Origin of the sequence: Actinomycetospora sp. CA-101289, assembly GCF_050955895.1 — a bacterium.
GTDB lineage: Bacteria > Actinomycetota > Actinomycetes > Mycobacteriales > Pseudonocardiaceae > Actinomycetospora.
In genome coordinates this window covers 3,922,137-3,948,705 of record NZ_CP192093.1, presented here as the reverse complement: position 1 = coordinate 3,948,705, position 26,569 = coordinate 3,922,137, and the positions used below count along the sequence as shown (strand labels likewise).

Here is a 26,569-nt window from a genome sequence, read left to right as displayed (position 1 = left end):
CATGGCGCTCGTGGTCCCGCTGCAGGGGCCCGCGGGCATCTTCGGACCCTCGTGCGAGAGCTGCGCCGCCCTCGCGGTGCAGGAGATCAACGCCGAGGGGGGCGTGCTCGGGCGCGAGCTCAACCTCGTGCCCGTCGACGGGGGCGCCGACCCGGAGGCCGTCGCGATCGAGGTCGACGCGCTGGTCAGCGCCGGGGCGGTCGAGGCCGTCACCGGCTGGCACATCTCGGCGGTGCGGGAGGCGGTGGCGCCGCGGATCGGCGGCCGCGTCCCGTACGCCTACACCGCGCTCTACGAGGGCGGCGAGGACCGCCCGGGCCTGTTCCTCACCGGCGAGACACCGGACCTCCAGCTGGGCCCGACGCTCGACTGGTTCGACGGCACGGCCGGGGTGCGGCGGTGGACGATCGTCGGCGACGACTACGTCTGGCCGCGCCGGTCGGCCGCGGTGGCCTCGCGCCACCTGCGGCGCATCGGCGGCACCGTCTGCGACGAGATGTACGTGCCGCTCGGCACCACCGACTTCTCCGACGTCCTGCGCCGGGTCGAGCGCAGCGGCTGCGAGGCCGTGCTCATGCTGCTCATCGGCGACGACGCCGTCGCGTTCAACCGCGGCTTCGCCGCGTCCGGTCTCGACCGCGAGATCCTGCGCTTCAGCTCGCTCATCGAGGAGAACGTCCTGCTCGCGAGCGGGGCGGAGAGCACCCGGGGCCTGATGACGTCGGCGGGCTACTTCGAGGACCTCGCGACGAGCGCGGGACTGGACTTCGCCGCCACCTACTTCCGCCGGTTCGGGGACGACGCGCCGGTCCTGAACAGCCTCGGCGAGTCGTGCTACGAGGGCGTCCGGCTGCTCACCGAGCTGATGCGCCGCGCCGGCTCGCCCCGGGTGCCGGCGATGATGTCGGTGGCCGACGGGCTCGCCTACGAGAGCCCCCGGGGCACCGTCGAGCTGCGCGACCGGCACCTCCGGCAGCAGGTGTTCCTGGCCGTCGCCGACGGTCTGAGCTGGGACGTCATCCAGCGGCTGTGACCGTCCGACCCCGGAGAGCGACGGTCGTCGGCGATCGTTGACAGTCCCGTTCGGCCGGCGTTAGCTTTCCTAGGAAATTAATTCTTGTGCATGAATCGGCTCCCGGGCCGCGACGGAGGGAGTCGTACCGATGGCCCTGTACGCGTACCGGTGCGGTCAGGACGGCCCCGTCGACGTCCGGCGTCCCATCGGCACGGCGCCGGCGACGGTCGCGTGCCCGACGTGCGGCGACGAGGCCGAGCGGGTCTTCACCGCACCGATGCTCGGGTTCGCCGACCGCACGCGCGTCGCCGCGATCGACCGGGCCGAGGCCTCGCGCACCGAGCCCACGGTCGTCTCGGCGCCACCGTCCCGAGCCACCCGGGCGCCGCGCCCGGCCCCCCTCGACCCCCGGACCGCGGGGCTGCCCCGCCCGTAGCGCGGCCCTGACCACCCCTCCACCGCCCGGCCCTCCGCGCCGCCGCGGTCGCTCCACCCTGCCCTCCTCCGGGGGCTCGTCGACGACGACAGAAAGGGATCACCGTGCTGCGACTCCGAAGGACGACCTCCCGTGGCTAGCGTCGGCCTGCTCTTCGTGGGCGCCGTCCTGTTCATCAACGGCGCGATGCTGCTGGGGTGGGTCGAGGCGCGATCGGCGGCGCCGATGAACTTCTTCGTCGGCGGGCTGCAGATCATCACCCCCCTCTACCTGATCTTCACGGCGGACGGTGACACCGACGTGATCCTCGGGGCGTCCGGCCTGTTCCTGTTCTCGTTCACCTATCTCTACGTCGCGGTGAACCTGACCTACGACCTCGACAGCACCGGACTCGGCTACTTCTGCCTGTTCGTGGCCATCACCGCCCTCGTCTTCTCGGGCCTGAACTTCACGCGCCTCGGCGACCCCGGGTTCGGCGTCATCTGGCTCTACTGGGCGTTCCTCTGGGCGTTGTTCTTCGTGCTCCTGGGCCGCAAGCGCGACGGGATCGGGCGCTACACCGGCGCCGTCTGCGCGATCCAGGGCTGGGTCACGGGCTGGATCCCCGCCTTCCTGCTCCTGACCGGTGCCTACACCGCGATCGGGACGCAGCTCGCGATCGGCCTCGCGATCTTCGGCGTCGTCGTGTTCCTCGCGCTGATCCCGTGGGCGCGCCGGCAGCAGACCACGCCCGCGGCCTCGGCGACCACGACCGAGCACGCCACCGCCTGACCGTCCCGACCACCCCGCACGACCCGACACGCAGGGAGACAGACCCCATGCCGCAGAAGGTGTTCCCGCTCGACAGCACGAAGACGTTCACCGAGCAGCAGATCGTCGGCCACAACCGGTGGCACCCCGACGTGCCCGCCCAGGTGCACGTCAAGCCGGGCGACTCGTTCCGCGTGGACTGCCGCGAGTGGTTCGACGGAGCGATCCACAACGACGACTCCGCCGACGACATCCTCAACGCGCCGCTCAACAACGTGCACGTGCTCTCCGGGCCGATCTCGGTGCAGGGCGCCGAGCCCGGCGACCTCCTGATCGTGGACATCCTCGACGTCGGCCCGATCCCGCAGGAGGACTCCGGTCCGCTGGCCGGGCAGGGCTGGGGCTACACCGGGGTGTTCGCCAAGACCAACGGCGGCGGCTTCCTCACCGAGCAGTTCCCCGACGCCTACAAGGTGATCTGGGACTTCCGGGGCGGCCAGGCCACGTCGCGCCACGTCCCCGGAGTGGCGTTCACCGGGATCGTCCACCCCGGTCTCATGGGCACCGCGCCCTCGCACGACCTGCTGAACAAGTGGAACTCCCGCGAGCAGGCCCTGATCGACACCGACCCGCAGCGGGTGCCGCCGCTCGCCCTGCCGCCCCAGCCCGAGGCCGCGATCCTCGGCTCCCTGTCCGGCGACGACTTCGAGCGCGCCCGCCACGAGGCGGCCCGCACCGCGCCGCCGCGCGAGAACGGCGGCAACCAGGACATCAAGAACTTCACCAAGGGCAGCCGGGTGTTCTACCCGGTGTTCGTCGACGGCGCGAACCTCTCGATGGGCGACCTGCACTTCTCGCAGGGCGACGGCGAGATCACGTTCTGCGGCGCGATCGAGATGGGCGGGTTCATCGACCTGCACGTCGACCTGATCAAGGGCGGGATGTCGACGTACGGCGTCTCCGAGAACGCGATCTTCATCCCGGGCAACACCGACCCGCAGTACAGCGAGTGGATCGCCTTCTCCGGGACCTCGGTGACCCTCGACGGGGAGCAGCGCTACCTCGACTCGCACCTGTCGTACCAGCGTGCCTGCCTGCACGCGATCGACTACCTCACCCAGTTCGGCTACTCCGCGATCCAGGCCTACATGATCCTGGGTGCCGCGCCGATCGAGGGCCGGCTCTCGGGCGTGGTCGACATCCCGAACTCGTGCTCCACCGTCTACATCCCGACCGGGATCTTCGACTTCGACGTCAAGCCCGGCAAGAACGGTCCGGCCCGGGTCGACCCGGGCATGGGGGTGCCGAAGTCCAGCGCCTGATCCACCGCAGGAACGGTGCGCCCCGGGCCGGCGGGCTCGGGGCGCGCACCGGCCTGCTTGACTCTCGCGCGGCCGCCTCGGACGATCATGGCGACGACGATCTCGGCCCCGGGCCGGGGAGGGAGCGCTGTGCACGATCCCGGCCTCTCGCGCCGTCGCCACGTCGACCTCCAGCGGGTCACCAGCGCGATCTGTCCCCGGTAGCGATCGCCCCGCCGCGAGCCCGAGCGCACACCGAGAGGACGGCCATGGCCGACACCGTGTACAGCAAGAGCGAGATCGTCGGATCGTCGACGGTCAGCGTCGACGACGCGATCAAGGGCGCCCTCGCCCGCGCGTCGAGCACCATCTCCGCGATCGAGTGGTTCGAGGTCACCGAGATCCGCGGCCACGTCGAGGACGGCGAGGTCGGGCACTTCCAGGTGACGCTGGAGGTCGGCTTCCCGCTGACCGACACCAAGGCCTGATCGGCCGGCCGGGGCGCCCGCCACGCCGCGGCGGGCGGGCGCCTCAGCCGAGCTGGTCGCGGGCGGTGAGCAGCGCGAGGTAGGCCCACTCCGTGTCCCCGGCGGCCAGGTGCGCGCAGGCGACGCGGACGGCGGGCACCGCCGGTCCGCCCTCGCCGGCGCGGGCGATGTGCCGGGTCAGGGCGGTGCGGAGCTGGTGATCGCGCGCCCGGCGGGCGGCGTGGTCGACGGGCTCGGTGGGCGAGTCGAGCCGGGTGAGCGCCTGCTCGACGGTGCGCGCGAGCGGGGAGGGGTGGCGGGCGGCGGCGTGGTGGCGCCGGCCCGCCGTGCGGCTCGGGATCGGTCGCGCCGAACGGAGGGAAACGGGCAGGTCGGACGGGACGGCGGTCATCAGCGGGCTCCGGGGGAGTGCGGAGCGCAGCGCGGACGGGCCCGGGGCGCGACCGTGCCGCGCCCGTCGGGGGAGGGGTCAGCGGCGCAGGGACCCGCGACAGCTGCTGCCCGCGACCCGGAGCAGGTCGACCCAGACGCGGCGCACGAGCACCACGCCGTCACCCGTCCCGTCCACCTCGGAAGCGTCGCACGGGGAGCCCTCGATCACCAGCGACCCCGTGCTCCCTGCTCGGTGGCGGAACGCCAGCGCCGCACCCCGATCACCGCGGCGACCGCACAGCCGGCCATCAGCGCGCCGGCCAGCAGGGACACGGGCAGGTCCGCGACGCCGGGCGGGACGAGCGCGAGCAGCGCCAGGCCGACCAGGAACAGCGCCAGCGACAGGCGGAACAGGCGAGCAGGGTGCGCTCGGCGGCCAGGGCCCACCAGCGGGTCCGGCAAGCGCGGGGGCGTGGGGCCGCTGTCTCCTCGGAGGCTGGGAGGAGCGCGAGCGGGAGCGTGCCGCGGCCGGTGACGGCGCGCGCGGTCGACCGCCGCGCAGAGCGTCGTGAGGGTGCGGGTCGAGGGGCGACGCGGGCGGGACCCGCGCGACGCGCCTAGCGACCCGGGCGGCAGATCGCGCTGGCGGCACGCCAGACGGACCCGGAGGGTCCCACCGGGGTCAGCGCGGGGACGAGCGACGGACGGGGTCGTCCTCGAGCTCGGTCCTGTCCCACCCGCCGTGGTCGGCGGCCGCCTCGTAGGTGCTCTGGAAGAACTCGAGCGCCGCTGCATCGGGGTCGGCGGCGCGGCGGACGTCCTCGTAGGGCAGCAGGTACTGGCCGGCGGCCTCGACGTAGCGGGCCTGCTCGGGGCGCACCGGGTGGTCGCGGAACCCGTCGGGCTCCGGGTAGGCGTAGGCGTAGAACGCGCCCTCGTCCCCGTAGCCGGGCCAGAAGCCGGCGCTCGAGAGCTCGTGGGAGTAGCCCTCGACCATCACCCAGTCGCCGCAGTTGGGCGCGCCGCCGGGGTGGCGGGGCGCGGTGCGCCCGGAGAACCGCGTGCACGCGAGATCCAGCCCGCCCCAGAAGAAGTGGACCGGGCTGACCTTGCCGATGAAGCGGGCGCGGAACCGGGTCAGGACGCGGTCGGCCTGGATGAGCTGGCGCCAGAAGAGGCGGGCGTGCTCCGGGTCGAAGTGGCGCTCCCGGTCGTCCTGCTCGAAGGGGACGGCGACCTCGACCTCGGTGGGCGTGGTGCGGATCGTGACGGGCAGGTCGAGGTCGGCCAGGGCGTCCACGACCTCCCGGTGGAAGGTGGCGACCGGCTTCGCCGCCAGCGCCACGTGCCGGCGGCCGCCGTCGCTGGAGCGGATCACCAGCTGCTCGTCGACGAAGTCGAACTCGATGTCGAACGTGCGCAGGCCGTGCGGCATCGCCGTCGTCGTGAAGCCCCGAGGGGAGACGTAGAGCGGCACCTGCCACCAGTGGTTGACCATCGGCGCGGTGGCGAGGCGGATCTTGCCGACCACCTGGATCCACATGTGGAGCGTGTCCCGGGTCTCGGCCCAGTCGGCGACCTGCAGGGCCGGCCAGCCGGTGTCGTCGGACGTCGATGCGTGGACACCCTGCGTCATGATCGCCCTTCGATCGGTCAGTGGATCCTCAGGATACGGACGGCGCCCGGTCCCGGCGGCCGCCGAGGAGCGAGGCCGCCACGGGCGGGAACACGATCACCGACACGAGGCCCGCCGCGACGAGCGCGGCGTAGGTGCCGGGCAGGATCACGCCGAGGTCGACGCCGATGGCGCCCGCGACGACCGGGATGCTCAGCGACGTCGCCTGCACGAGCCCGGCGGCGACCACCTGGCGGCCGCCCCGCGCCAGGGACGCGTAGAGGCCGGCCGGCAGGGCGCGGACGACGAGCAGCGCCACCACGAAGATCGGCACCTTGGCGAGCGTCGCGGGGTCGCCGACCAGCCCGCGCACGTCGATGCCCATCCCCGTCGAGACGAAGAAGAACGGCACGAACGCCCCGAACCCGACGGCCTGCAGCTTCGTCCGGAACAGGCTGTGGGTCGCGGTCTCGTCGCGGTCGAGCAGGCTCAGCGCCACGCCGGCGAGGAAGGCGCCGAGGATGCCCTCGAGGCCGAACGCGGCGGCCGCGGCCGCGAGCAGCAGGAGCAGGCAGACCGCCCCCCGCACGCGGATCTCGGCGGTCGTGTCCTGGAGCGAGACCAGCACGCGGGACAGGCGGCGCGACCGCTCCACCCCGAGGAGCAGCACGACGACCGCGAGCACGAGACCGAGGAACACGCCCAGCAGCACGAGCCGCGAGCCCAGCGCCCCGCCGTCGCGGGTGAACAGCAGCGACAGCAGCACGATCGGGACGACCTCGGCGATCGACGCCCCGGCGACGAGGACCTGACCGAACGACGTCGCGAGGACGCCGGTGTCCTCGAGCACGGGCAGGACGATGCCGAGGCCGGTGGCCGAGAGGATCACGGCGATCAGCAGCGGGGACCGCACGAGGCCCGTCGCCGCGAGCCCGGCCCCGACGCCGCACGCGAGGGCGAACGAGAGCGCGAACGCCGCGAGGGTCAGCCGCAGGACCCGCCCGCGGAGCCGGCGGAGGTCGACCTCGAGCCCTGCGAGCAGGAGCAGGAAGCCCAGCCCGACCGTCGCGAGCACCGCCACCGGGGCGTCGGCGGTGGCCAGCCCGAGCACCTGCGGCCCGATGACGGCGCCGGCGACGATCTGGACGACGATCTCCGGGACCGGCAGCCGCAGCCACCGCACGGTCAGGGGCGCGAGCAGCGCCACGGTGGCGACGACCGCCGCCGACGCCAACGACAGGGCCACGGGGTCTCCTCCCGGGAGGGCCGACGTCAGCGCCCGGCGGTGGGGACCACGTAGGGGAACTCGTCCTGGCGGGTCTCGGCCGCCGAGGCCGGGCGCAGGCCCGACGGCAGGTCCGCGTCGGTGAGCAGCCGGTACATCACCGGCGGGGCGTCGTCGGCCAGCGCGCGCCCGTTCATCGCCGCGGCACCGAACGCCGCCGGCGTCCCCACCGTGTAGGGCAGGACGTCCGGGAGGAGTCGGTCGGCGACCGCCCGCGCGTGGGCCTCGGGGTCCGCGGTGCCGGAGAAGCGTGCCGCTGCCGTCACCATCGCGACGAGCCGCTCGGTGTCGTTGGCGCCGTCCTCCGACGGGTGCGCGAGGGTGTCGCGGGCGTACTCCTCGCTGTCGTCGTCACCCCCGCGCGCCCGCAGCAGCGGCCACATCATCGGGATCGCGGCGCGGTTGATCCGGCGCCAGCCCCCCGCGTCGGTGGCGAGCTCCGCGGTCGCCCACACCCCGATCCGGCGTCCCTCCGCGAGCTCCGACCCGTCGGTGTCGGGAATCTCGAGGACGATCGCCTCGACCCGGGCTCCGGCAAAGCTGTTGGCCGCCTCGTCCGCGTCCCAGCCCGCCAGGTCGATGGGCTTCTCCTCCTGCAGACCCTCGACGATGTGCGCGAGCTGGTGGAGGTCGAGGTAGAACGGGTCGGCGGCGGCGCCGGCCCACATCCGTCCGCCGCCGGCGACGGGCACGACGTCCTCGGTGCGGCCCTCGGCGAGCACCCGGGCGCGGGCGCCGTCGTCGCCGGCGTCGGCGCCGGTCAGCTGCTCGAGCAGGACGTCCTGGACGCCGTCGTCGTCGGCGGGGCCGAAGGCGAAGCGGTACGTGAGGGCCTCGCGGTCCTCGCCGTCGAGGCGCACCCGGAACTCGTAACGCGCCTCCGGGTGGAACCCGCGGGGACGGTCCGGGCCGGCCAGCGAGCTGTTGACCGTCATGACCAGCGTCGTGCCCACGTGACCGTCGAAGACGTAGAGGTCGGGCACGTTCAGGCGCGGGTCGCGGCGCGAGGCCGGGGAGTCGAGGTGGTGGGACACGGGTGCTCCTCTTCGTCGGGCGGGTGACGGCCCCGACGATCGGCGCGCGCGGCGCCGTCCGGCTTCAGTCAGCCGACTGCGTCCCGGTCCACGACGCCGGGTGCAGTCGGATGACGGCAGGCGCGGGCGGCGGACGCCCCTACCGTGCGGACGGTGGAGGGTGCACCGGACGCCGCGGACCCGGGCCCGCCGCCCGGCGCGCTCGTGGTGGGCGTGCCGCCCGGTGGGGCCGAGCGCGGCGTGCTGGCCCGGGCCGCCGAGGACGCCGTCGCGGCGGGGATCGACGGCGTCGCGGTGGTGGTCGTGGTGGAGCCTCCGTCGTTCGGCTGGCTGTGGTCGCCGCGCGAGGGGGACGCCGACCTCGGCGCCCTGCGGGAGGCGGTCGCCCGGCGGCTCACGACGGGCCCGGTGCGCGTCCACGTCGTCGAGGGCTCGGCCGCCGCGCGGCTGACCGACGCCTCGGTCGGCGCCGCCGGGCTCTACCTCGGCCGGGCGCGCGCCGGACTCCCGGGACCCGTGGCCCTGACCTGCGCCGTCGCCGCGCGCTGCCCGGCGACCGTCGTGCCCCGGGAGGAGACCGCGCGGCCCCGGGGCCCGGTCGTGGTCGGTCTGGACGACTCCGCGTGCGCGCGGACGGCCGTCGAGCACGCCCTGGAGGAGGGCGCGCGGAGCCGTCGCCCCGTGCTGGTGGTCTCGGTCGTCGACGGGCGGCCCGCGGGGGCCGACGACGGGGTACGACGGGCCGTCGAGGTGCGCAGCCGGGCCACGGTGCACGACCTCCTCGCGCGCCGCGCCCGCGCCCGCCGGCCCGCGGTGACCGTGGCGGTCGAGGTGCGCGAGGGCTCCCCGGTCGGGGTCCTGTGCGAGGTGGCGAGCCGGGCCCTCGCGTCGTTGCTGGTCCTCGGCGCCCGGGGCCGGGGGCGAGCGGGCGCACCCGCCGCCCCGACCGGCGCCGTCGCCACCGGGGTGCTCCTGCGCGCGTCCGGCGCCGTGCGCATCCTGCGGTTCGACAAAGGCCCACGCGGGCGGTGATGCTCGCCGGTGAGGGCCACGGGACCGGGGCCGGGACGGGGGGCCGGATGGTGGCGCGCCTCGTGCAGGCGAAGCTGGCCGCGCCCGACCTCGACGACCGCCTGGTCCCGCGACCGCGGCTCGACGCCGACATCGCCCACCTGCTCGACCGGCACCCCGTCCTGGTCGTCGCGGCCGTGGCGGGCGCGGGCAAGACGGTCGCCGTCGCCCAGGCGCTGCGGGCGCGGGGACGCCCGGTGGCGTGGGTGCGGCTCGACACCTCCGACCGGGCCGCGGGACGCCTGGTCGTCTACCTCGAGGCCGCGATCGCGCGCCACCACCCCGCGGTCGCCGGGCGCGCGAGCGCCGCCCTGCGCGACGGTGCCCCGACCACGGACGCCGCGGCGCTGCTCGTGGAGGACCTCGCCGGCAGCGGCCTCGTGGTGGTCTGCGACAACGTGGAGCGGGTCGGGACGAGCCGGCCGGCGATGGCCGTGCTCTCGGCCGTCGCGCGCTACCTCCCGGCGGGCACGAACCTCGTGCTGGTCTCCCGGCACCCGGTGGCCCTGACGTCGATGGCCACCCACGAGCTCGGGCGCACCGGGGTCCTGGACGCGGAGCTGCTGCGGTTCCGGGCGGGGGAGGCGCGGACCGCCCTGGCGCGGCGGGGGCTCGAGGGTGTCGACGTCGACGCGGCGATGGGCTCGACCGGGGGCTGGGTGACCGGCGTGCTGTTCGCGACCGGCGGCCCCGCGGGGGACGGCCGCGCGCTGGCGGCCTACCTCTACGAGCACGTGTGGGGCGACCTCGGCGCCGACGAGCAGGACCTCCTGCTCCGTACGGCGGTGCTCGAGGACCTGACCGCGGGCGACGCGGCGGCCCTCGGTGCAGCGGAGCCCGCGCGCACGCTGGAGCGGCTCCGTGCGCGCCACCTGCCGCTCACGTGGACCGTCGACGGGCGGGGCGCGGCCCTCCACACGCAGTTCCGCGAGTTCGTCCTCGGGCTGGCGGCGGGCCGCGACGCCGCGTGGCGGGGCGAGGTCCGCCATCGGCACGTCGCGCTGCTGGCGTCGCGGGGACGCACGGAGGACGTCGTGGAGGCGCTCCTCGACGCGGGGGAGGTCGACGAGGCCTGGGGCCACGCGGTCGAGGCCCTCCCGCTGGTGGTCGAGCGCATGGACCTGGCGCAGGCGGCCCGCTGGCTCGACGCGCTCGGCGCCGTGCACCGGCCGCCGGTGCTGGCGGTGTCCACCGCGGCCCTGCGCGTCGCGTTCGGGCTCGAGGAGTACCGGCGGGGCGCCGCGCTGTGGGACGCGCACGGGGAGCGGTGGGTGGCGGAGCTGGTCGACGCCGACGCGCCGGAACCGGTGGTGCTGCTCGTCTGGTGCCTGTGGCACCTGGGCCGGCTCACGGAGGCGCGCCGCGTGGCCGCGGCACTGCCCGACGGCGGGTGGCACCGGCGGGTCGCCGCGACGGTGCTCGCGCTCAGCGTCGATGACCCGCCCCCGTTCCCCGAGCTCGGCGCGCCGCGCGGTGGCCCCCTCGAGGGCCTCCTCCTGCGGGTCGCGTACTCCCGGGGTCGCCTCGACCTGCTGCGCGACCCCCAGGACCCGAGCGGCTCGTGGCGCGAGGTCCAGGGCGCCCCGTGGCGGATCGCGGCCCTGCGCGCGGCGGGCCGCGCCGACGAGGCGCTCGCGGAGTGGGAGCTCCGGCGCGGGACGCCCCAGCCCCTCTGGCTCGACGCGCTCGACGGTGTGGAGCTCCTGCTCGACGCCGGGCGCGCCGACGAGGCGCGGGGGGCGCTGGCCCGCGGCCACGAGCGCGCCCGGGCGTCGGGGTCGGCGATCTACCGCGTCCTGCTGCTCGTCTACGAGGCGCGGGCGCACCTGCGCACCGGCGACGACCTCGAGCCGGCCCGCCGGACGCTGGCGCGCGCCCAGGCGGAGGGCGCCGACGACCACGCGTTCACCCGCGACCTCGCGGGGCTGTGCCACGGCGTGGTCCTGCTGCGCGAGGGCCGGGCAGAGGCGGCGGAGGCGACGCTGGCGCGCTGCATGGAGGGGATGCGCCGCGGCGACCGGTGGCTGGAGCTGCCCGCCGCCGCCTGCCTGCTCGCCGAGGCGCAGGCCCGGCGGGTCGACCGGGAGGCCGACGCGGACGCCAGCGCGGCGCTCGCCCTGCGCGTCGCGGAGGAGCGCGGCACCACCGCACTCCTGCTCGCCGCGCTGGCCGAGGTGCCCGGTGTGGCGCGCCGGGCCGCCGCCGCGGGGACGCCGGAGGCCTCCCGGTGGGCGGCCCTGGCGCGGCGGGTCGGGGCGGCCACCGACGCCACCGACGACCCCGCCGGTCCGCGCGTCGTCCTCGAGGAGTTCGGGGTCCCGGAGCTGCTCGTCGACGGCCGGCCGGTGGCGCTGCGCCGGCGCCGGGAGCTGGAGCTCCTGGCCCACCTCCTGGACCGTCCCGGCCGGTCCGCCCGGCGCGAGGAGCTGCTGGACGCCCTGTTCCCCGGCCGCGACGACCGGGGCGCCGCGAGCTACCTGCGCCAGTGCGTGCACCGGCTGCGCGCGGTCCTCCCCGACGGCGTCGACCTCGACCGCGACGGCGAGCGCCTCCGGATCGTGCCCCCGGACGCGGTCGCCGGCACGTGCGGACAGGCGCTGGCCACGCTGCGCCGCGCCCGGGCCCGCGGCGGCGAGGAGCGGCGTGCGCTGCTCGCCGACGCCCTCCGGGCGGCCGACCGGGGGCCGTTCCTCGACGGGACGTCGGGACCCTGGGTCGACGAGCGCCGCCGCGAGGTGGCCGACCGGATCGCGGCCGGCCGCCTGGAGCTGGCGACGCTCGCGGCCGACGACGGTGACCTCGGCGAGGCGGAACGCCAGGTCGGGCGGGTGCTCGCCGACGACCCGTACCGCGAGCAGGCGTGGCGCGTCCGTCTCGTCGTCGACGGGGCCGCCGGCGACCACGACCGGCTGGTGGAGCACTACCGCGCCTACGTCGCGGTGATGCGCGAGCTGGACATGGGCCCGTCGGCCGAGATGCACCGCCTGGTGGAGACGATCCGGGGCGTCACGCGACCGGCGGCTCCGCCCCGAGCACCCACCGGGCCAGCTCGATCCGCGAGGTGATGCCCAGCTTCGGGTAGATGCGGTACAGGTGGCTGCCGACGGTCCGGTGGGAAAGGAAGAGGCGCTGCCCGACCTCCCGGTTGGACAGGCCCTCGGCCACGAGGCGGGCGATCTGCGCCTCCTGCGGGGTCAGGGAGCGCCAGGGATCCTCGGCCCGGCTTGCGTCCCGCTCGCCCGTGAGCACCAGCTCGCGCTGGGTCGCCGCCGCGAGCGGCGCGGTGCCCAGGGCGACGAAGGTGGCGTGCGCCCGGCGCAGGACACGGCGCGCCGGCTCGACCTGCCGGTGCCGGCGCAACCAGCCGGCGTGGGCCAGCTCCACCCGGGCCCGGTCGAACGGCCGGGACTCCGCGCGCTCGAGGGCCTCGGCGTAGCGGCGCGCGGCCCCGCGCTCGGGGCCCAGGACGGCCTCGGCGTACGCGGCGCCCGTGGCCAGGCCGGGCGGGAGCTCCGGGTCGGCCCGCGTGCCCTGCGCGACCAGCCACCGGACCACGCCCAGCACCGTCGGGGCGGCGCCCGCCCGCGGCGACCGGGCCACCGCCCCCGCCAGCGGCACGATCGTCGACAGGCAGTTGCGGGGGTTGAAGTCGGGCTCGCGGCGGTCGAACAGCGGCAGCAGCAGGGACACCGCGGAGCCAGCATCGTCGAGGTAGGCGGCCCGGCGCCCCCGCGAGCCCCGCAGCACCGCGTGGATGTTGGTGGAGCCCCGCTCGTGCAGGACCCGCTCGGCCTCGGCGTCGAGCTCCGCGGCGCGCGCCGGGTCGCCGTGGAGGGCGGCGAGGAGGGCGGCGACGGTCAGGGCCGGGCCGAGCCACTCGTCGTCGCCGGTCTCGCGCGCGAGCCGCAGCCCCTCGCCGGCCGCCTCGGCCGCCGCGTCCCAGGCGCCGCGCTCGAGCTCGTTGAACGCGAGCACGGTCTGCACCGCGGCGATCGCGGCGAGGCGTCCCTGCGCCCGGAGCGCGGACACGGCGCGGCTCAGGAGCCGCTCCGCGTCGCCGAACTCGGTGACGACGTGGGCGGCCATCCCGAGGCGGAAGCCGTCGTCGGGGGAGTCGGTCGTGCTCGACGCCCGGGCGGCGAGCCGTCGTCGGACCTCGCCGCTCTCCTCGACGGGCGCCACCTGGACCAGCATCGACAGCACGCGCGCGTCGAGGGGGTCCGCGGGCAGGCGGCGGACGGCGTCGGTGAGCGCACGCCGGGTCGCCGGGGCCCGATAGATCCACCAGCAGTGCTGCGCGGCGACCGCGAGCAGGGCGATCGCGAGCTCCCCGGCGCCGAGGGCCCGCGCCTCGTCGGCCAGCGCGATCAGGTGCTCGGGGTCGGGTCCGTCGGACCCTCCCTCGCTCAGCCGGGCGCGCAGACGCTCGCCCTCGATCTGGTCGAGGCGCCCGGGGCCGAGCGCCCCGGCCTCGTCGAGCAGCCGCGCCGCGGCCTCCCGGTGGCCCAGGGTCGCGGCGACGTCGGCGGCCTCGAGCAGGCGCGCGACCCGCTGGGGACGTCGCGAGCTCAGCCGGGCGCTGCGGACCAGCGGGGTCACCGCCGACCCGGTGGCGCCGAGGCGGCGGGCCCGGGCGGCGGCCGCGGCGAGCTGGTCGGCCAGCGCGTCGTCGGCGTCCGTCGTCACCGCCCCGCGGTGCGCCAGCCGCCGGTCGGGTGCGGCGACCACCGCGGCGAGGGCGAGGTGCACGGCCCGGAGGCGGTCGGGGCCCGCCCGGTCGCGCAACGCCGACGCGAGCAGCGGGTGGGCGAAGCGCAGCGTGTCCTCGCCGCCCGGCGCCAGCAGCCCGGCGGCCACGGCGGGGGCGAGGATGCGCTCGTCGAGGTCGCGGCCCGCGAGGCGGCCGGTGGCGGCGAGCACCTCGCCGACGTCCGCGCGGCTGTCGCTGGCCGCCACGAGCAGGGCGTCGAGGGTCACCGGGTCGAGGTCGTCGAGCCGGCGCACGAGGGCGAGCTCGATGCGCCCGCGCAGGGGCACGGCGCCGAGGTCCGCGCCCACCGCGTGCGGGTCGAGCCCCTCGACGACGGCCGGCAGCGCGACCAGCGCCAGCGGGTTCCCGGCGGCCTGGTCGAGCACGACGTCGCGGACCACGGGGTCGAGCCCCGGGGACCGGTCGTCGAGCGCCCGCGCCGCGTCGCGGTCCGCGAGCGGGGCCAGGTCGAGCACGGGCACGCCGGCCAGGCCGTCGAGCTCGGCCGGGGCCCGCGCGGCGAGCAGGAGGACGACGGGGTCGTGCTCGAGGCGGCGCGCGACGAACCCGAGGACCTGGACGGTCGGGTGGTCCAGGAGGTGGGCGTCGTCGACGATGAGCAGCAGCGGGTGGCCCAGCGCCGGGACGGTGACGAGGTCGAGCGCGGCCAGCGCGACCGCGAACACGTCGGGCACGTCCGGGGCGCCGGTGGCCCCGGAGAGGCCGAACCGGAACACCTCGCGGAGCACCGCCGCGGGCCGGGGAGCCAGGGCGTCGATGTGCCCGGCGAGGGGCGCGAGCAGGCGGCGCAGCCCGGCGTAGGGGACGACCGACTCGGCCTCCGACCCCGTACCCCGGACCGGGTGACCGCCGCGGGCGTGCCACCGGTCCGCCGCCCAGTCCAGCATCGTGGACTTGCCGATCCCGGCCTCGCCCCACAGCAGCAGACCGCCGCCGCGGTGGTTCGCCGCGTCGAGGACCTCGGCGAGCGCGCGCGCCTCCGCGGCGCGACCGACCGGCGACGGCGATGCGGTGTTCCCCTGCGACACGGTCCCTCCTCGCGCCGGACGGTAGGCAGCCGGCGTGACCCGGGGCGTGACCGCGGCGCCGGGTGACGGTCACGCCCCCGGTCACGGCCGCGACCTACGGTGGCGGCGTGGCGGCGCACCTCGACGGGCCGGGGCACCCCGTCCTGCTCGGACGGGGGCCCGAGCAGGACCGGATCGCGCGGCTGCTCGGGGGCGACGGCGGGGGCGCCCTGGTGGTCTGCGGCCCGCCCGGGATCGGGAAGTCGGCGCTGCTGGCGTGGGCGGAGCGCGCGGCGCACGGACGCCGGGTGCTGCGCGCGACCGGGACCGTGGCCGAGCTCGGCCTGCCCTACGCCGGCCTGCACCAGATCCTGCGCCCGCTGCTCGCAGGGGTGACCGCGCTGCCCGCCCACCGTCGCCGGGCGCTCGACACCGCCTTCGGCGGCGGAAGCACGACCCCGGGCACCCACCCCGACCTCTACGCGGTGGCCCTGTCCGCGCTGGAGCTGCTGGCCGTGGCCGCCGCGGCGGACCCGCTGCTCGTCCTCGCCGACGACGTCCACTGGATGGACCCCGCGAGCCAGCAGGCCCTGGCCTTCCTCGCCCGGCGCACCGCGTCGGACCGCGTCGTCGTGCTCGCCGCCCAGCGGGACACCGAGCCGGGCCCGATGCTCGACCGGTCCCTCACGGTCACCGACCTCGCCCCGCTCGACGAGGCGGCCGCGCTCGCGGTCCTCGCGCAGACGGCCGGCCCCCTGGACCCGGACCACCGCGCCCGGATCCTCGACCTGGCGCGGGGCAACCCCCTCGCGCTGCACGAGCTGCCGCGCACGGTGACCGCGGCCACCGGGCACGACGCCGACCGTCTGCCCCTCACCCGGCGCCTCGAGCGCTCGTTCACCGCGCGCGTCGGCGACCTCGGCGCCGCGACCACGACCGCCCTGGAGGTCGCCGCGCTCGACGACGGCGCCGAGCTCGCCGAGATCCTCGCGGCCACGGCCCTGCTCGCCGGTCCCGTGACGGCCGCGGTGCTGGAGCCGGCCGTCGTCGCCGGCCTGGTCGTCGTCGAGGGCGCGGTCGTGCGGTTCCGGCACCCGCTGGTCCGCTCGGCGGTCCGCCAGCGCCTCGCGCCGGAGGTCCGGCGGGCGGGCCACGCCGCGCTCGCCCGCGTGGTGCACGACCAGCCGGAGCGGGCGGTGCGGCACCGGGCGGCCGCGGCGCTGCACCCCGACGCCGCGCTCGCCGACGACCTCGAGCGGTCCGCCGACCGCGCCCTGGGACGGGGTGCCGTCGCCACCGCCGTGGCGGACCTGGACCGCGCGGCGCAGCTCTCGGAGGACGGCCGGGCCCGGCGGGACCGCCTGTTCCGGGCGGGCGTCCTGGCCCACGACCTGGGGTCGCCGGGGTACGGCGACCGGCTCCGCGCGCAGTTCCGGGACCTCGTCGAGGACGAGGCCGACCAGCTCCGCCACGCCTGGCTCGGCGAGCTCGCCGCCACCGACCGGGGCGGCGAGCACCGCGTCGCCCTGCTCCTCGAGCTGGCCGAGCGGGCGCACGCGACCGGCGACGACGCCCTGGCGCTGCGCTTCCTGCGGGCCGCGGCGCTCCGGTGCTGGAACTTCTGCCCCGACCGGCCCGTGGGCGCCGCGGTGGTGGCGGCCGCCGACGACCTCGGTGTCGCCGACCCCGCCGCCCGGGCCGCGCTGCTCGCGCACGGCGAGCCGCTGGAGCACGCGCACGAGGTGCTGGCCCTGATCGCGCGGGCCCGGGAGGGGGCGTACGACGCGGCCACGGCGTACCGGCTGGGGCACGCGGCGGCGTGCGTCGGGGCCTTCGACGTCTCCGGGGAGCTCTTCGCCGAGGCGGCGGACGGGCTGCGGTCGCAGGGGCGGCTGCACACGCTCGGGACGACGCTGGTGCTGCTGTCGTGGTCGGCCCTGCGCCGGGGCCGGCTCGACGTCGCGGTGTCGGCCGCCGACGAGGGCGCCCGGCTGTGCGCCGAGACCGACCAGCCGTTCTGGCACGCCTGCGCGCAGGCCGCGCACGGGCTGGTCGCGGCCCTGCGCGGCGACCTCGACGCCGCCGACGCCCTGGTCCGCGACGCGGAGCGCATCGCGGCCCCGCATCGCTTCGCCGCCGCGAGCGCGGTGGTCCTCGTCGCCCGCGCGACGACGGCTGCCGCGCGGGGCGACCACGCGCTCGCCTTCGCCCTGCTGGCCCGCCTGCACGACCCGCTCGACCCGGGCTTCCACCCGGTCCACGGCCTGTGGTCCCTCGCGGGCCTCGCCGACGCGGCCGCCGCCCGCGGGGAGGAGGACGCGGCGGGGAAGATCCTCGCCGAGCTCCCGCCCGGGGTCCGCGCGACGTCGTCACCGGCCGGGCGGATGAACCTCGCCCACGCCGAGGCCGTCCTCGGCCCGGACGGCGAGGCCGAGGAGCGGCTCCGCGCCCTGGCGTCCACCGACACGGGGTCCTGGCCGCACGAGCGCCACCGCCTGCTGCTCGCGCTGGGCGCCCGGCTGCTCCGTGCGGACCGGGCCCTGGAGGCCCGCGCGCCCCTGCGCGAGGCGCGCGACGGGTTCGACGCGCTCGGGTCGGCGCCGTGGGCCCAGCGGGCCCGCGACGCGCTGCACGCGGCCGGGGAGCCGAGCCCCTCGCCGGTGCGCGACGCGTGGGACGACCTGTCCCCGCAGGAGGCCCAGATCGCGGCGATGGTGGCCGAGGGCCTGTCCAACCGGGAGATCGGGGAGCGGCTGTTCCTCTCCCACCGGACCGTGGGCAGCCACCTCTACCGCATGTTCCCCAAGCTCGGGATCCACTCCCGGGTGGAGCTGCTCCGGCTCGCCGCCGCCGGCGGCCGTCGCCGCTCCTGACCGCCCGGTTCGCGGCGCGGTGCCCGGAGCGCCCGGTCCGGGTGCAGGCAGAGCACAGAACGCTGCCCGGCCACGACACCCGCCGCGGGCGCGTCCGAGCAGCGTCCCTCCCGGCCGTTCGGCACCACGCTCGGAGGAACCCCGTGCAGCATTCCACGTCCGACCACCGCCGCTGCCCCTGCCGGCTCGCCGACCTCCCGGACGGGGAGGAGGACACGGGCGGGCTCACCGACGACGCCCGCCGCCGCGTCCGGCGCGAGGCGGGCGGCGACCTGGCGGTGGCCCGCGAGCTGGCGCGGGCGCTCGCCCGGACCGCGGACCCGGGGGCCGAGCTCCTGCGGCGGTTCCTCCCGCTCACCCCGACCCTGCTCGCGCGGGCCGGCCGGCTCCTGGACGGGCTCCCCGCCGCCACACGGCTCGTGCTCGCCGTGGCGGCCGAGCACCGGGGCGACGACGTCGCGGGCGTCCTGGAGGCGGCGGGGCTGGTGCTCGGCGAGGCGCTGGGCGTCGACGTCCTGCGGCCCGCCGCCGACGCCGGGCTCGTCGACCTCACCGCCGCCCGGGTGCGCTTCGACGACCCGGTACTGCGGACGGCCGCGACGCTCGCGCTCGGGTACGCCGCGCACCGGGACGTCCACGACGCGCTGTCCGTGGTGGCCGACCGCCCCGCGAGCGTCGCCTGGCACCGCGCCCACGTCGTCGAGGGCCCGGACGAGACGGTGGCGGCGGCGCTCGAGGCGGCGGCGTCGGGCGCGGGCCCGCGTACCGACGCCGTCGAGGTCCTCCGCCTGCAGGAGCTCGCGGCGCGCCTCTCGCCCGACCCCGACGCCCGGGCCCGGCGGTGGGCGGCGGCCGCCCGCACCTGCGCCGAGATCGGGCGCGCCGACGTCGGTGAGGACCTCCTGGGACGCGCCGAGGCCGCCGCCGCGCGGGACCCGGAGGTGGCCGACGCGGTCGCGGCGCTGCGCGGGCGATCCGATCACGCGGCCGAGGGCCTCGACCCCGGCCGGGCGGCGTGGCGGGCGGGGCTCACGGGCGAGGCGTCGGTCCACCTGGCCGCCGCCGCGTCGGGCTTCCGCGCGAGCGGGCGCCGCGCGCTCCTCGCGCAGGCCCAGGCGCTGCGAGCGCAGGTCCTGGTGGCCCTCGGGGACTGGGACGTCGCGGTCTCCGCGGCCGACGAGGCGATCGCTCTCGCGGCGAAGGTCGGGGACACCGGCGCCGGCGCCCGGGCCCACGGCGTGCGCGCGCTCGTCGGCGCCTACCGCGGCGACGCCGCCGGCGCCCTCGCCGACCGGCGGGCGATGACCTCCCTCGGAGGCGCTGACCTCCTCGCCCTGGACCGCCTGGCCCGCGGGGTGGCCGCGCTCCAGGGCGCGCGGTGGGACGACGCCGTCGACGACCTGCAGGCGGTCGTCGACCCGCCGGGCCTGCGCTGCGGGGTCGAGGTCGTCGCCCTGGCGCTGACGCACCTCGCCGAGGCCGCGGTCCGGGCGGGCCGTCGCGGCGCGGTGGCCGAGGCGCTCGCCGGGCTGGGGGACGGGGCGCTCCCGCCGGCCCTGACCACCGCGCGCGCCTACGCGCTCGCGCTCGTCGCCGACGACGGGGTCGCGCACGACGCCCTGGCCGCCGCGCTCGCGGCGACCCCGCCGCCGTGGTCCTTCCTCAGGGCCCGGACCGGCTTCGCCCTCGGTGTGTGGCTGCGCCGCCACCACCGGCCCCGCGACGGGCGCCGCGCGCTCGCCGACGCCGCGGCGGCGTTCGACCTCGCGGGCGCGTGCTGGTGGACCGACGCCGTGCACGCCGAGCTGCGGGTGGAGCCCGTCGGCGTGGACGGCGGCCGGCTCGGCGAGGTCCTGTCCGCCCAGGAGCTGCGCATCGCCGCGCTCGTCGCCGAGGGCCTGTCCAACCGCGAGATCGGGCGGCGGCTGCTCCTCTCGCCCCGGACGATCGGCTGCTACCTCTACCGGATGTTCCCGAAGCTCGGCATCTCGTCGCGGGTGCAGCTGGCGACGCGGATCCGCACCCTCGGCGCGGAGCCCGCCGGGCGGACGTGACCGGGGTCAGGAGCCCGTGCGCACGATCCGGACGATCACGTCGGCGGTCCGCTGGAGGTGGCTGCGGCCGTCGGGCAGCAGGGCCGTCGGGCTGATGTAGCTCGACGGGCCCACGTGGTGGGCGGGGTCCAACCGGTGGACGTGCACCTTCCCGGCCCGGCGCGCGCGGTTCCAGGGACCCCACCCCGGGACGGGCCAGCGCAGGGGGAACAGCCACCGGCCGACGCGCTCGACGGCGTCGTGGCCGCTGGTCAGCTCGTGGAACGCGGTGGCCGCGGCGAGGTCGTTCGCGCCGCTGTGGAACCCGCCGAGCCCGATCACGGTGACCGGGGCGCCGAGGCGCGTCGCGACCTCGTGCACCGCGCCGGTCGCGATCTGGGCGCCGCCGCTGTACCCCAGCAGGACCACCGGCGTCCGGCCGTCGCCGGGGTGGCCCGCGCGGCGCAGCTGCTCGCTGATCTCGGCGCCGACGGCGCGGTTGTACAGGGGCCGGTACCGCGCGTCGGCGGCGACGAGGATCTGGGCGACGTTGTAGAGGAACAGCACGAGGGCGGCGTGCCGGCGCAGCCAGGGCGCGGTGCGGCGCTCGGCGAGGGGGCGGGCGAGCGGCGAGTAGGGCAGGACGTGCCCGAGCACCCGGAGCTCCGGGGCATCGGCGACGATGCGCGCCACCAAGCGGCCGCCGTCGCGGGTGTCGCGGAAGCGCATCTTGCCGATGCCGTCGAGGTAGACCAGGGAGGCGGTCGCGGTGCGGCCGGGGCCGGCCGCGTACGGCATGCCACCCGGCAGCTCGCCGACCGGGCGGTCCCGTCCCGTGGCGTAGACCAGGACGTCGTGGCGGGCGAGCTCGGCGACGGCGACGAGGGCGACCCCGAGGACCGCGACGAGGACGCCGGTCACCGGGGGACGACGCGGCGGGCGCCCACCGTGGCCACGACGCGGCGCAGGCCGCCGAGGAGCAGGGCGAGGCCCGCGGCCGCCGCGACGACGCCCCCGACCGCGGGCCACCACCCCGCGCCCGCGGCCACGAGCCGGTCGGCCAGGCCGGCGCCGACCCCGACGATCACCGCCAGGTGCAGCGCGGGCCCGAGCAGCGGGAACGCCAGGACCGCGCAGAGCAGGAGGGGGAGGGCACCGGCCACGGTCCAGCTCACGGTCCCGACGGCCACGCCCGCGCCGCCGCCCACGCGCGCCAGCGCGCCCGCGGCGAGCGGCCACAGCGCGAACACGGCCGCCTCGACCACGGTGCCGGCGACCAGGAGACGGGCCAGGGCGCCGGGCGACGCGCCGTGGCGCCGCACGAGGAGCGGCAGCACCCGTCCGACCGTCTCCGAGAACCCCGCGCCGACCAGCACGGCCGCGACGAGGCCGGTCACCGCGTCCCGACCTGCGCGAGCACGTCCTCGATCTCGCGGACGGCCCGCGCGGCGCCCCCGGCGTCGTGCTGGGCCCGCCGCAGCCCTTCCGCCGCGCCGCGGAACGCCGGGTCGCCGAGCACCCGGCGGGCGGCGCCGTGCACGGCGTCCCGGCCGATCCCGCGACCCTCGAGCACCACGCCGGCCCCGAGCTCCGCGACCCGGTGGGCCACCATCGGCTGGTCGGCGCCCTGCGGGACGAGGACCATCGGGACGCCGGCGGCGAGCGCCTCGTTGACGCTGTTGGCGCCGGCGTGGGTGACGAAGAGCGCCGCGCGGGCGAGCACCTCGGGCTGCGGGACGAACCGGCGCGCGACGACGTGCGGCGGCAGCGGGCCGAGGCTCGCGGGGTCGGTCCGGCCGGTGGCGAGGACCAGGCTCCCGGCCAGCGGGGCGAGCGCGCCGACGAACGCCCGCAGCAGCGCGCGGTCGGTGGTGTAGACGGTCCCCAGCGACGCGAGGACGACGGGGTCGCGCAGCTCACCCAGGGGCGGGCCAGCCGGCGGCCGCGACCCGACGCTCGGGCCGACGAAGCGGTAGGAGCCGTCGAACGACCCGGCCGCGGGCTGCACCTCCGGCGACGTGAACACGAGGTTGACCCGCCCGCGGACGTCGAGCACGTCGACCGCGGGCAGCCCGCGGGCCCCGTACCGCCACCGGAGGGCCGCGCGGGCCCGGGCGTAGCGGGCGACGCTGCTCGGATGTGTGAGGGCCGCCGCCGCCAGGGCCGGCGAGGTGGCCGTGGGGCTCGGGACCCGCCGGTCGTAGGCGAAGGTCGTGAACGCCGCGACCGTCGGGGCGCCCACGGCCCGAGCGGCGACCGGCGCCCAGAGGCAGGCGGCGTCGTGCACGACGAGGTCGGGGCGATCGCGGCCGACGTGGGCGAGCACGCCGGGCAGGACCTGCACCGCCCGCCCGGAGATCCGCGCGATGTAGGTGACGGGCTCGGGCGGCCGGGACTCCTCGGCGGCGCCGTCGGGGTAGGGCCGCACCCGCGCGCCCGCGGCCTCGATCTCGTCGGCGAAGGCGCGCTCGGCGTGGAAGGTGACGTCGTGGCCCTGCGCCGCGAGGCGCGTGACGACGGGCAGGAGCGGGTTGACGTGCCCGTGCATCCCGGTGGCGAAGAACGCGACGGCGCTCACGGCGCACCCGGCGGGGGCGGCCCGTAGCCGGGGACCCGGTAGAGCCCCGGCGCGGCCGAGATCGCCGTCTCCTGCAGGAAGCGTTCCGCGGCATCGCGGGCCGTGGTGATCAGCCGGTCGGCCTGGGAGAAGTCCCAGGGCGAGGGCCACGCCTCGACGCCGGTGGGCAGCACGACCGTGGGCACGCTCGCGGCGACCTGCCACAGGTCGCGCTCGATCTGGTGGTGGAGCGCGAAGAGCCCGGCGCGTGCGGCGACGGCCGCGGCCCGGCGCCGGGGCGCCGTCGGGCGCATCGGCCAGCTCTCCGGCCCCGACGACAGCGCCACGATGCTCGCGGCCCCGGCCCGCAGCGCGGCGAGCACCGGCACGTAGGCGACGACGCCGCCGTCCACGAGGAGCCGCCCGTCCCGCTCCACCGGCGGGAGCACGCCGGGCACCGCGGCGCTGGCCAGCAGCGCCGTCACCAGGTCCCCGTCGCCCATGACGACCTCCTCGCCGGTGACGACGTCGGTGGCCACGGCGCGGAACGGGACGGGGAGCTCCTCCACCCGGGCCGGGAGCCCGGCGCGGTCGATGAGCCGGCGCAGCCCGTCGGTGGGGAACACGCCCCCCGCCTGCCAGGGCCGCGGCACGCCCAGCACGCGACGGCGCTCCATCTGCGTCCACACGTTGCGCAGCCACGGCGCGGCCTCGCCGGGGTGGGCCGCCACGAGCGCCCCGTTCAGCGCGCCGGCCGAGGTGCCGACCACCAGGTCGGGCCGGAACCCGTGGGCCTCGAGCGCCAGCCCGACCCCGACGTGCGCCGCGCCCAGGCACCCCCCGCCGCCCACCACGAGGGCGAGCGGCCGGGGGAGGCCGGCGAGGCCGGGCCCGAGGTCACGAGGCGACACGGCGGGGTCCCGAGGTCGCGCCCTGCATGTCCTCCAGCTCCCGCCCCTTGGTCTCGCGCACCGCGCGGGCGACGAACCAGCCCGACAGCAGCGCGAACAGCGCGTAGAGCCCGTAGGCCAGGCTGAGCCCGGCGGCGGCGAGCACCGGGAACGTCGTCGAGACCACGAAGTTCGCGATCCACTGCGCCGCGGCCGCGACCGACAGGGCGGCGGCCCGGATGGTGTTCGGGAACATCTCGCCCAGCAGCACCCACACGACCGGCCCCCACGAGACGCCGAAGGACACGACGAACAGGTTGGCCGCGACGAGGGCCACCGAGCCCCACGCCCCGGGCAGCGCCAGGTCGTCGCCCGACCCGACGGACTGCGAGAAGCAGACGGCCATCGTCCCGAGCGTGAGGGTCATGCCGATCGAGCCGCCCAGCAGCAGGGGCTTGCGCCCGATGCGGTCGACGACGGCGATCGCGACGAGCGTGACGACGATGTTGGTCACCGAGGTGATCACGGTGATCGTCAGCGAGTCGGACTCGGAGAACCCGACCGAGCGCCACAGGCTGGTCGAGTAGTAGAAGATCACGTTGATCCCGACGAACTGCTGGAACACCGAGAGCAGGATCCCGACCCAGACGATCGGGCGGAGGCCGGCGGCGGAGCCGCGCAGGTCCCGCAGGCTCGGCGCGTCCTCGCGCTCCAGGCTCACCGCGATCTCGGCGACCTTGGCGGCGGCGCCCTCGGTCCCGGCGGCGCCGAGACGGGTGAGCACCTTCGCGGCCTCGTCGGTGCGGCCGCGCTGCACGAGGTAGCGGGGCGACTCGGGGATCCCGAGGGCGAGCGCGGCGTAGACCACGGCGGGCACGACGCCGACGAGGAACATCCAGCGCCACGCGGCGAGGCCGAACCACAGCGTGTCCGCGGCGCTGCCGGCCCGGGTGGCGAGGAACGCGTCGGAGAGCAGCGCGACGAAGATGCCGGTGACGATGGCCAGCTGCTGCAGCGAGCCGAGGCGTCCGCGGATCGCGGCCGGCGAGATCTCGGCGATGTACGCCGGGGCGATCACCGAGGCGATGCCGATGCCGATGCCGGCGAGGACCCGCCAGGCGACGAGATCCCACACCGAGACCGCGAGCCCGGAGCCCACCGAGCTCACCCCGAACAGCAGGGCGGCGACGAGCATGACCCGCACCCGGCCCCAGCGGTCGGCGAACGGGCCGGCGAACCAGGCGCCGACCGCCGACCCCAGCAGGGCGCAGGCCACGGCCAGGCCGGAGAGCACCGAGCTCAGGGCGAACCGGTCGGTCAGGGCGTCGACGGCGCCGTTGATGACGGCGGTGTCGAAGCCGAACAGGAAGCCCCCGACCGCGGCGGCGGACGCGATCCCGACCGCCCGGCGGTGCCCGGGGACCGGGCCGGCTGTGGTGCTCATGACTCCTCCTGGGGTGTGGTGTGCACGCCGTGGTCCACGACGTGGCGGGCGATCTCGAGGGCGGCCTCGCCGACCGCGTCGGGCACGGCGCGGGGCCGGCGGTCGGCGCGGGCGATCTCCTCGAGCAGCCGGGAGAGGGCGAAGAGGCCGAAGTGCAGCGTCCCCGCGGGTGGTGTCTCGACGACGCGGCGCAGGTCCTCGACGGCGCGCTCCAGCAGCGCGCGCTCGTCGGGGGTCACGAGGACCCGGCCGTGTCGTAGATGGCGGTGTGCTGCGCCGCCGGGATGAGGGCGTCGTCGGGCCGCACGCCCGCGAGCCGCACGGTATGCGGGGCCAGCAGCGCGCCGAGGGCCCAGTCCACGGCGAGGCGGACGCGGTTGCCGGCGCCCGGGACCGCCAGCAGGTGGTAGCCGCGGGTGACGACCTTCGCCGGCAGCCCGGTGAGGGGGATCCCGAGGGGGTTGGCGACGGCGTCGCGGCCGCCGAGGTCCGCGACCAGCCCGAGGTCCCGGTGCGCGTAGCGCCGCGGGTGACCGAGGCCCAGGCTCGCGGCCACGTTGTCGGCCAGCACGACGCCCTGGCGCTGGGCGTGCTGCGCGGTCGGCGGCATCACGGCGCCGTCGTCCTTCGTCAGGTCGGGCACCGCGGCCGCGTCGCCCGCCGCCCAGACGTGGTCGAGGCCGTCGACCCGCAGCTGCGCGTCCACCACCAGGCGGCCGCGCACGGTCGGCGCGCCCACCGTGGCGACCAGCGGGCTGGCGACGACGCCGGCGCCCCAGATCAGCGTCCGGGTGGGGACCGTGGTGCCGTCGGTGAGCACGACCGCGCGGTCGGTCGCCGAGGCCACGGTGGTGCCGAGGCGGACGTCGACCCCGCGGCGGCGCAGCACCTGGGTGGCGACCGCCCCGAGCACCGGCCCGAGCTCGGGGAGCACGGTGTGGCTGACGTCGAGCAGGAGCCAGCGCACGTCGGCGGGGCGGATGCGCTCCCACCGCGACGCGATCGCGTGCAGCCACCGCTGCAGCTGGCCGACCAGCTCCGTACTCGTGTAGCCGGCGCCGACGGCCACCACCGTCAGGCGGCCCTCGCGCTCGGCGCGCCCCTCGGCGGTGTCGGGGAGCGCGTCGGCGCGGTCGAGCTGGGCCAGGAGGTGGTCGCGCAGGAACAGGGCCTCGTTCACCGTCTTCACGCCGTGCGCGACCGCCTCGACGCCGGGGACGGCGAACTGGCGGGTGACCGAGCCGGGCACGAGCACCAGGCGGTCCCACGGCACGTGCACCACGTGGCCGTCCGCGTCGCCGGGGTCGACGGTGACCGTGCGGCCCGCGACGTCCACGGCGGTCGCCCAGCCCGGCACGACGGTGGTGCCCGGCAGGGTCGGGCGCAGCGGGACCGCGACGCTGCGGGGCTGGAGCACGCCGGAGGCCACCTCGGGCAGCAGCGGCGTGTAGAGCATGTAGTCCTGGGGCGAGACGAGCACCAGCTCGATGTCGCCCTCGGCACCCCGGCGGGCGAGGAGACGCTCGAGGCGGCGCAGCGCCGTGAAGCCGGCGAAGCCCGCGCCGACGACCACCACGCGGGTGGGGGCGCCGATCTCCCCGGTGGGCCGATCGCGATCCATCGTCTC

The 26,569-nt window shown here is 77.3% G+C and carries 23 protein-coding genes; 10 read left to right on the top strand and 13 right to left on the bottom strand.

Features of this window, described 5'->3' with window-relative positions; genetic code table 11:
• Nucleotide 1: 1 nt before the first annotated feature.
• From ACQPX6_RS19725 to ACQPX6_RS19700, 6 genes are all read left to right on the top strand, one after another.
• The gene (locus ACQPX6_RS19725) at nucleotides 2–1,033 is read left to right on the top strand and encodes a substrate-binding domain-containing protein (protein WP_433788304.1); all 1,032 of its coding nucleotides are present in this window, start codon (nucleotides 2–4) and stop codon (nucleotides 1,031–1,033) included.
• A gap of 130 nt (nucleotides 1,034–1,163) precedes the next feature.
• On the top strand, nucleotides 1,164–1,451 hold the full coding sequence (locus tag ACQPX6_RS19720; protein WP_433782132.1) for an FmdB family zinc ribbon protein: 288 nt from the start codon (nucleotides 1,164–1,166) through the stop codon (nucleotides 1,449–1,451).
• A 132-nt stretch (nucleotides 1,452–1,583) separates the two neighbouring features.
• Entirely contained in the window at nucleotides 1,584–2,222 is a 639-nt protein-coding gene (locus tag ACQPX6_RS19715; protein ID WP_433782131.1) for an AmiS/UreI family transporter, read from the top strand.
• A 47-nt stretch (nucleotides 2,223–2,269) separates the two neighbouring features.
• Nucleotides 2,270–3,523 (top strand): formamidase, encoded by a 1,254-nt coding sequence (gene fmdA / locus ACQPX6_RS19710; protein ID WP_433782130.1) that lies wholly within the window; start codon nucleotides 2,270–2,272, stop codon nucleotides 3,521–3,523.
• 87 nt (nucleotides 3,524–3,610) lie between these two features.
• Nucleotides 3,611–3,727, top strand: a complete 117-nt coding sequence (locus tag ACQPX6_RS19705; protein ID WP_433782129.1) for a putative leader peptide — start codon at nucleotides 3,611–3,613, stop codon at nucleotides 3,725–3,727.
• Between the two features lie 44 nt (nucleotides 3,728–3,771).
• The gene (locus ACQPX6_RS19700; RefSeq protein WP_433782128.1) at nucleotides 3,772–3,990 is read left to right on the top strand and encodes a dodecin; all 219 of its coding nucleotides are present in this window, start codon (nucleotides 3,772–3,774) and stop codon (nucleotides 3,988–3,990) included.
• Between the two features lie 43 nt (nucleotides 3,991–4,033).
• On the opposite strand, the gene ACQPX6_RS19695 is transcribed toward ACQPX6_RS19700, so the two are convergent.
• The 5 genes from ACQPX6_RS19695 to ACQPX6_RS19675 form a co-directional block, all read right to left on the bottom strand.
• Nucleotides 4,034–4,381, bottom strand: a complete 348-nt coding sequence (locus tag ACQPX6_RS19695) for a hypothetical protein (protein ID WP_433782127.1) — start codon at nucleotides 4,379–4,381, stop codon at nucleotides 4,034–4,036.
• 206 nt (nucleotides 4,382–4,587) lie between these two features.
• Entirely contained in the window at nucleotides 4,588–4,824 is a 237-nt protein-coding gene (locus ACQPX6_RS19690; RefSeq protein WP_433782126.1) for a hypothetical protein, read from the bottom strand.
• A gap of 220 nt (nucleotides 4,825–5,044) precedes the next feature.
• Nucleotides 5,045–5,998, bottom strand: coding sequence for a DUF5996 family protein (locus ACQPX6_RS19685; protein WP_433782125.1), 954 nt, complete (start codon nucleotides 5,996–5,998; stop codon nucleotides 5,045–5,047).
• Between the two features lie 28 nt (nucleotides 5,999–6,026).
• Nucleotides 6,027–7,223 carry a cation:proton antiporter gene (locus ACQPX6_RS19680; RefSeq protein WP_433782124.1) on the bottom strand — a complete coding sequence of 399 codons (1,197 nt, stop codon included), beginning with the start codon at nucleotides 7,221–7,223 and terminating at the stop codon, nucleotides 6,027–6,029.
• Nucleotides 7,224–7,249: 26 nt separating this feature from the next.
• A complete protein-coding gene (locus ACQPX6_RS19675; RefSeq protein ID WP_433782123.1) occupies nucleotides 7,250–8,296 on the bottom strand; it encodes a DUF4331 family protein in 1,047 nt (348 codons plus the stop codon).
• A gap of 153 nt (nucleotides 8,297–8,449) precedes the next feature.
• Between ACQPX6_RS19675 and ACQPX6_RS19670 the strand changes: the two genes are divergently transcribed.
• Both ACQPX6_RS19670 and ACQPX6_RS19665 read left to right on the top strand, forming a co-directional pair.
• Nucleotides 8,450–9,328 (top strand): universal stress protein, encoded by an 879-nt coding sequence (locus ACQPX6_RS19670; protein WP_433782122.1) that lies wholly within the window; start codon nucleotides 8,450–8,452, stop codon nucleotides 9,326–9,328.
• On the top strand, nucleotides 9,328–12,432 hold the full coding sequence (locus ACQPX6_RS19665; RefSeq protein ID WP_433782121.1) for a winged helix-turn-helix domain-containing protein: 3,105 nt from the start codon (nucleotides 9,328–9,330) through the stop codon (nucleotides 12,430–12,432). Before ACQPX6_RS19670 ends, ACQPX6_RS19665 begins: the two co-directional genes overlap by 1 nt.
• Here the strand turns inward: ACQPX6_RS19665 and ACQPX6_RS19660 are convergent.
• Nucleotides 12,374–15,166 (bottom strand): AAA family ATPase, encoded by a 2,793-nt coding sequence (locus ACQPX6_RS19660; protein ID WP_433782120.1) that lies wholly within the window; start codon nucleotides 15,164–15,166, stop codon nucleotides 12,374–12,376. The genes ACQPX6_RS19665 and ACQPX6_RS19660 overlap by 59 nt on opposite strands.
• A 107-nt stretch (nucleotides 15,167–15,273) precedes the next feature.
• Here ACQPX6_RS19660 and ACQPX6_RS19655 point away from each other — a divergent pair, with 107 nt between their 5' ends.
• Together ACQPX6_RS19655 and ACQPX6_RS19650 are read left to right on the top strand one after the other, a co-directional pair.
• Nucleotides 15,274–18,018, top strand: coding sequence for an AAA family ATPase (locus ACQPX6_RS19655; RefSeq protein WP_433782119.1), 2,745 nt, complete (start codon nucleotides 15,274–15,276; stop codon nucleotides 18,016–18,018).
• 143 nt (nucleotides 18,019–18,161) lie between these two features.
• Entirely contained in the window at nucleotides 18,162–20,072 is a 1,911-nt protein-coding gene (locus tag ACQPX6_RS19650; protein WP_433782118.1) for a LuxR C-terminal-related transcriptional regulator, read from the top strand.
• A 6-nt stretch (nucleotides 20,073–20,078) separates the two neighbouring features.
• Here the strand turns inward: ACQPX6_RS19650 and ACQPX6_RS19645 are convergent, their stop codons facing one another.
• The 7 genes from ACQPX6_RS19645 to ACQPX6_RS19615 are packed head-to-tail and all read right to left on the bottom strand — an operon-like array spanning nucleotide 20,079 to nucleotide 26,563.
• Nucleotides 20,079–20,972 carry a hypothetical protein gene (locus tag ACQPX6_RS19645; RefSeq protein WP_433782117.1) on the bottom strand — a complete coding sequence of 298 codons (894 nt, stop codon included), beginning with the start codon at nucleotides 20,970–20,972 and terminating at the stop codon, nucleotides 20,079–20,081.
• The gene (locus tag ACQPX6_RS19640; protein ID WP_433782116.1) at nucleotides 20,969–21,448 is read right to left on the bottom strand and encodes a hypothetical protein; all 480 of its coding nucleotides are present in this window, start codon (nucleotides 21,446–21,448) and stop codon (nucleotides 20,969–20,971) included. The genes ACQPX6_RS19645 and ACQPX6_RS19640 overlap by 4 nt, the downstream gene beginning before the upstream one ends.
• Nucleotides 21,445–22,629, bottom strand: a complete 1,185-nt coding sequence (locus ACQPX6_RS19635) for a macrolide family glycosyltransferase (protein WP_433782115.1) — start codon at nucleotides 22,627–22,629, stop codon at nucleotides 21,445–21,447. The genes ACQPX6_RS19640 and ACQPX6_RS19635 overlap by 4 nt, the downstream gene beginning before the upstream one ends.
• Nucleotides 22,626–23,519: a patatin-like phospholipase family protein gene (locus tag ACQPX6_RS19630; RefSeq protein WP_433782114.1), complete on the bottom strand. Its 894-nt coding sequence runs from the start codon at nucleotides 23,517–23,519 to the stop codon at nucleotides 22,626–22,628. Before ACQPX6_RS19630 ends, ACQPX6_RS19635 begins: the two co-directional genes overlap by 4 nt.
• Nucleotides 23,506–24,942 (bottom strand): sugar porter family MFS transporter, encoded by a 1,437-nt coding sequence (locus ACQPX6_RS19625; RefSeq protein WP_433782113.1) that lies wholly within the window; start codon nucleotides 24,940–24,942, stop codon nucleotides 23,506–23,508. Before ACQPX6_RS19625 ends, ACQPX6_RS19630 begins: the two co-directional genes overlap by 14 nt.
• Complete coding sequence (locus ACQPX6_RS19620) at nucleotides 24,939–25,181, bottom strand: hypothetical protein (RefSeq protein WP_433782112.1); 243 nt, start codon at nucleotides 25,179–25,181, stop codon at nucleotides 24,939–24,941. Before ACQPX6_RS19620 ends, ACQPX6_RS19625 begins: the two co-directional genes overlap by 4 nt.
• Complete coding sequence (locus ACQPX6_RS19615) at nucleotides 25,178–26,563, bottom strand: NAD(P)/FAD-dependent oxidoreductase (protein WP_433782111.1); 1,386 nt, start codon at nucleotides 26,561–26,563, stop codon at nucleotides 25,178–25,180. Before ACQPX6_RS19615 ends, ACQPX6_RS19620 begins: the two co-directional genes overlap by 4 nt.
• Between the last annotated feature and the right edge of the window lie 6 nt (nucleotides 26,564–26,569).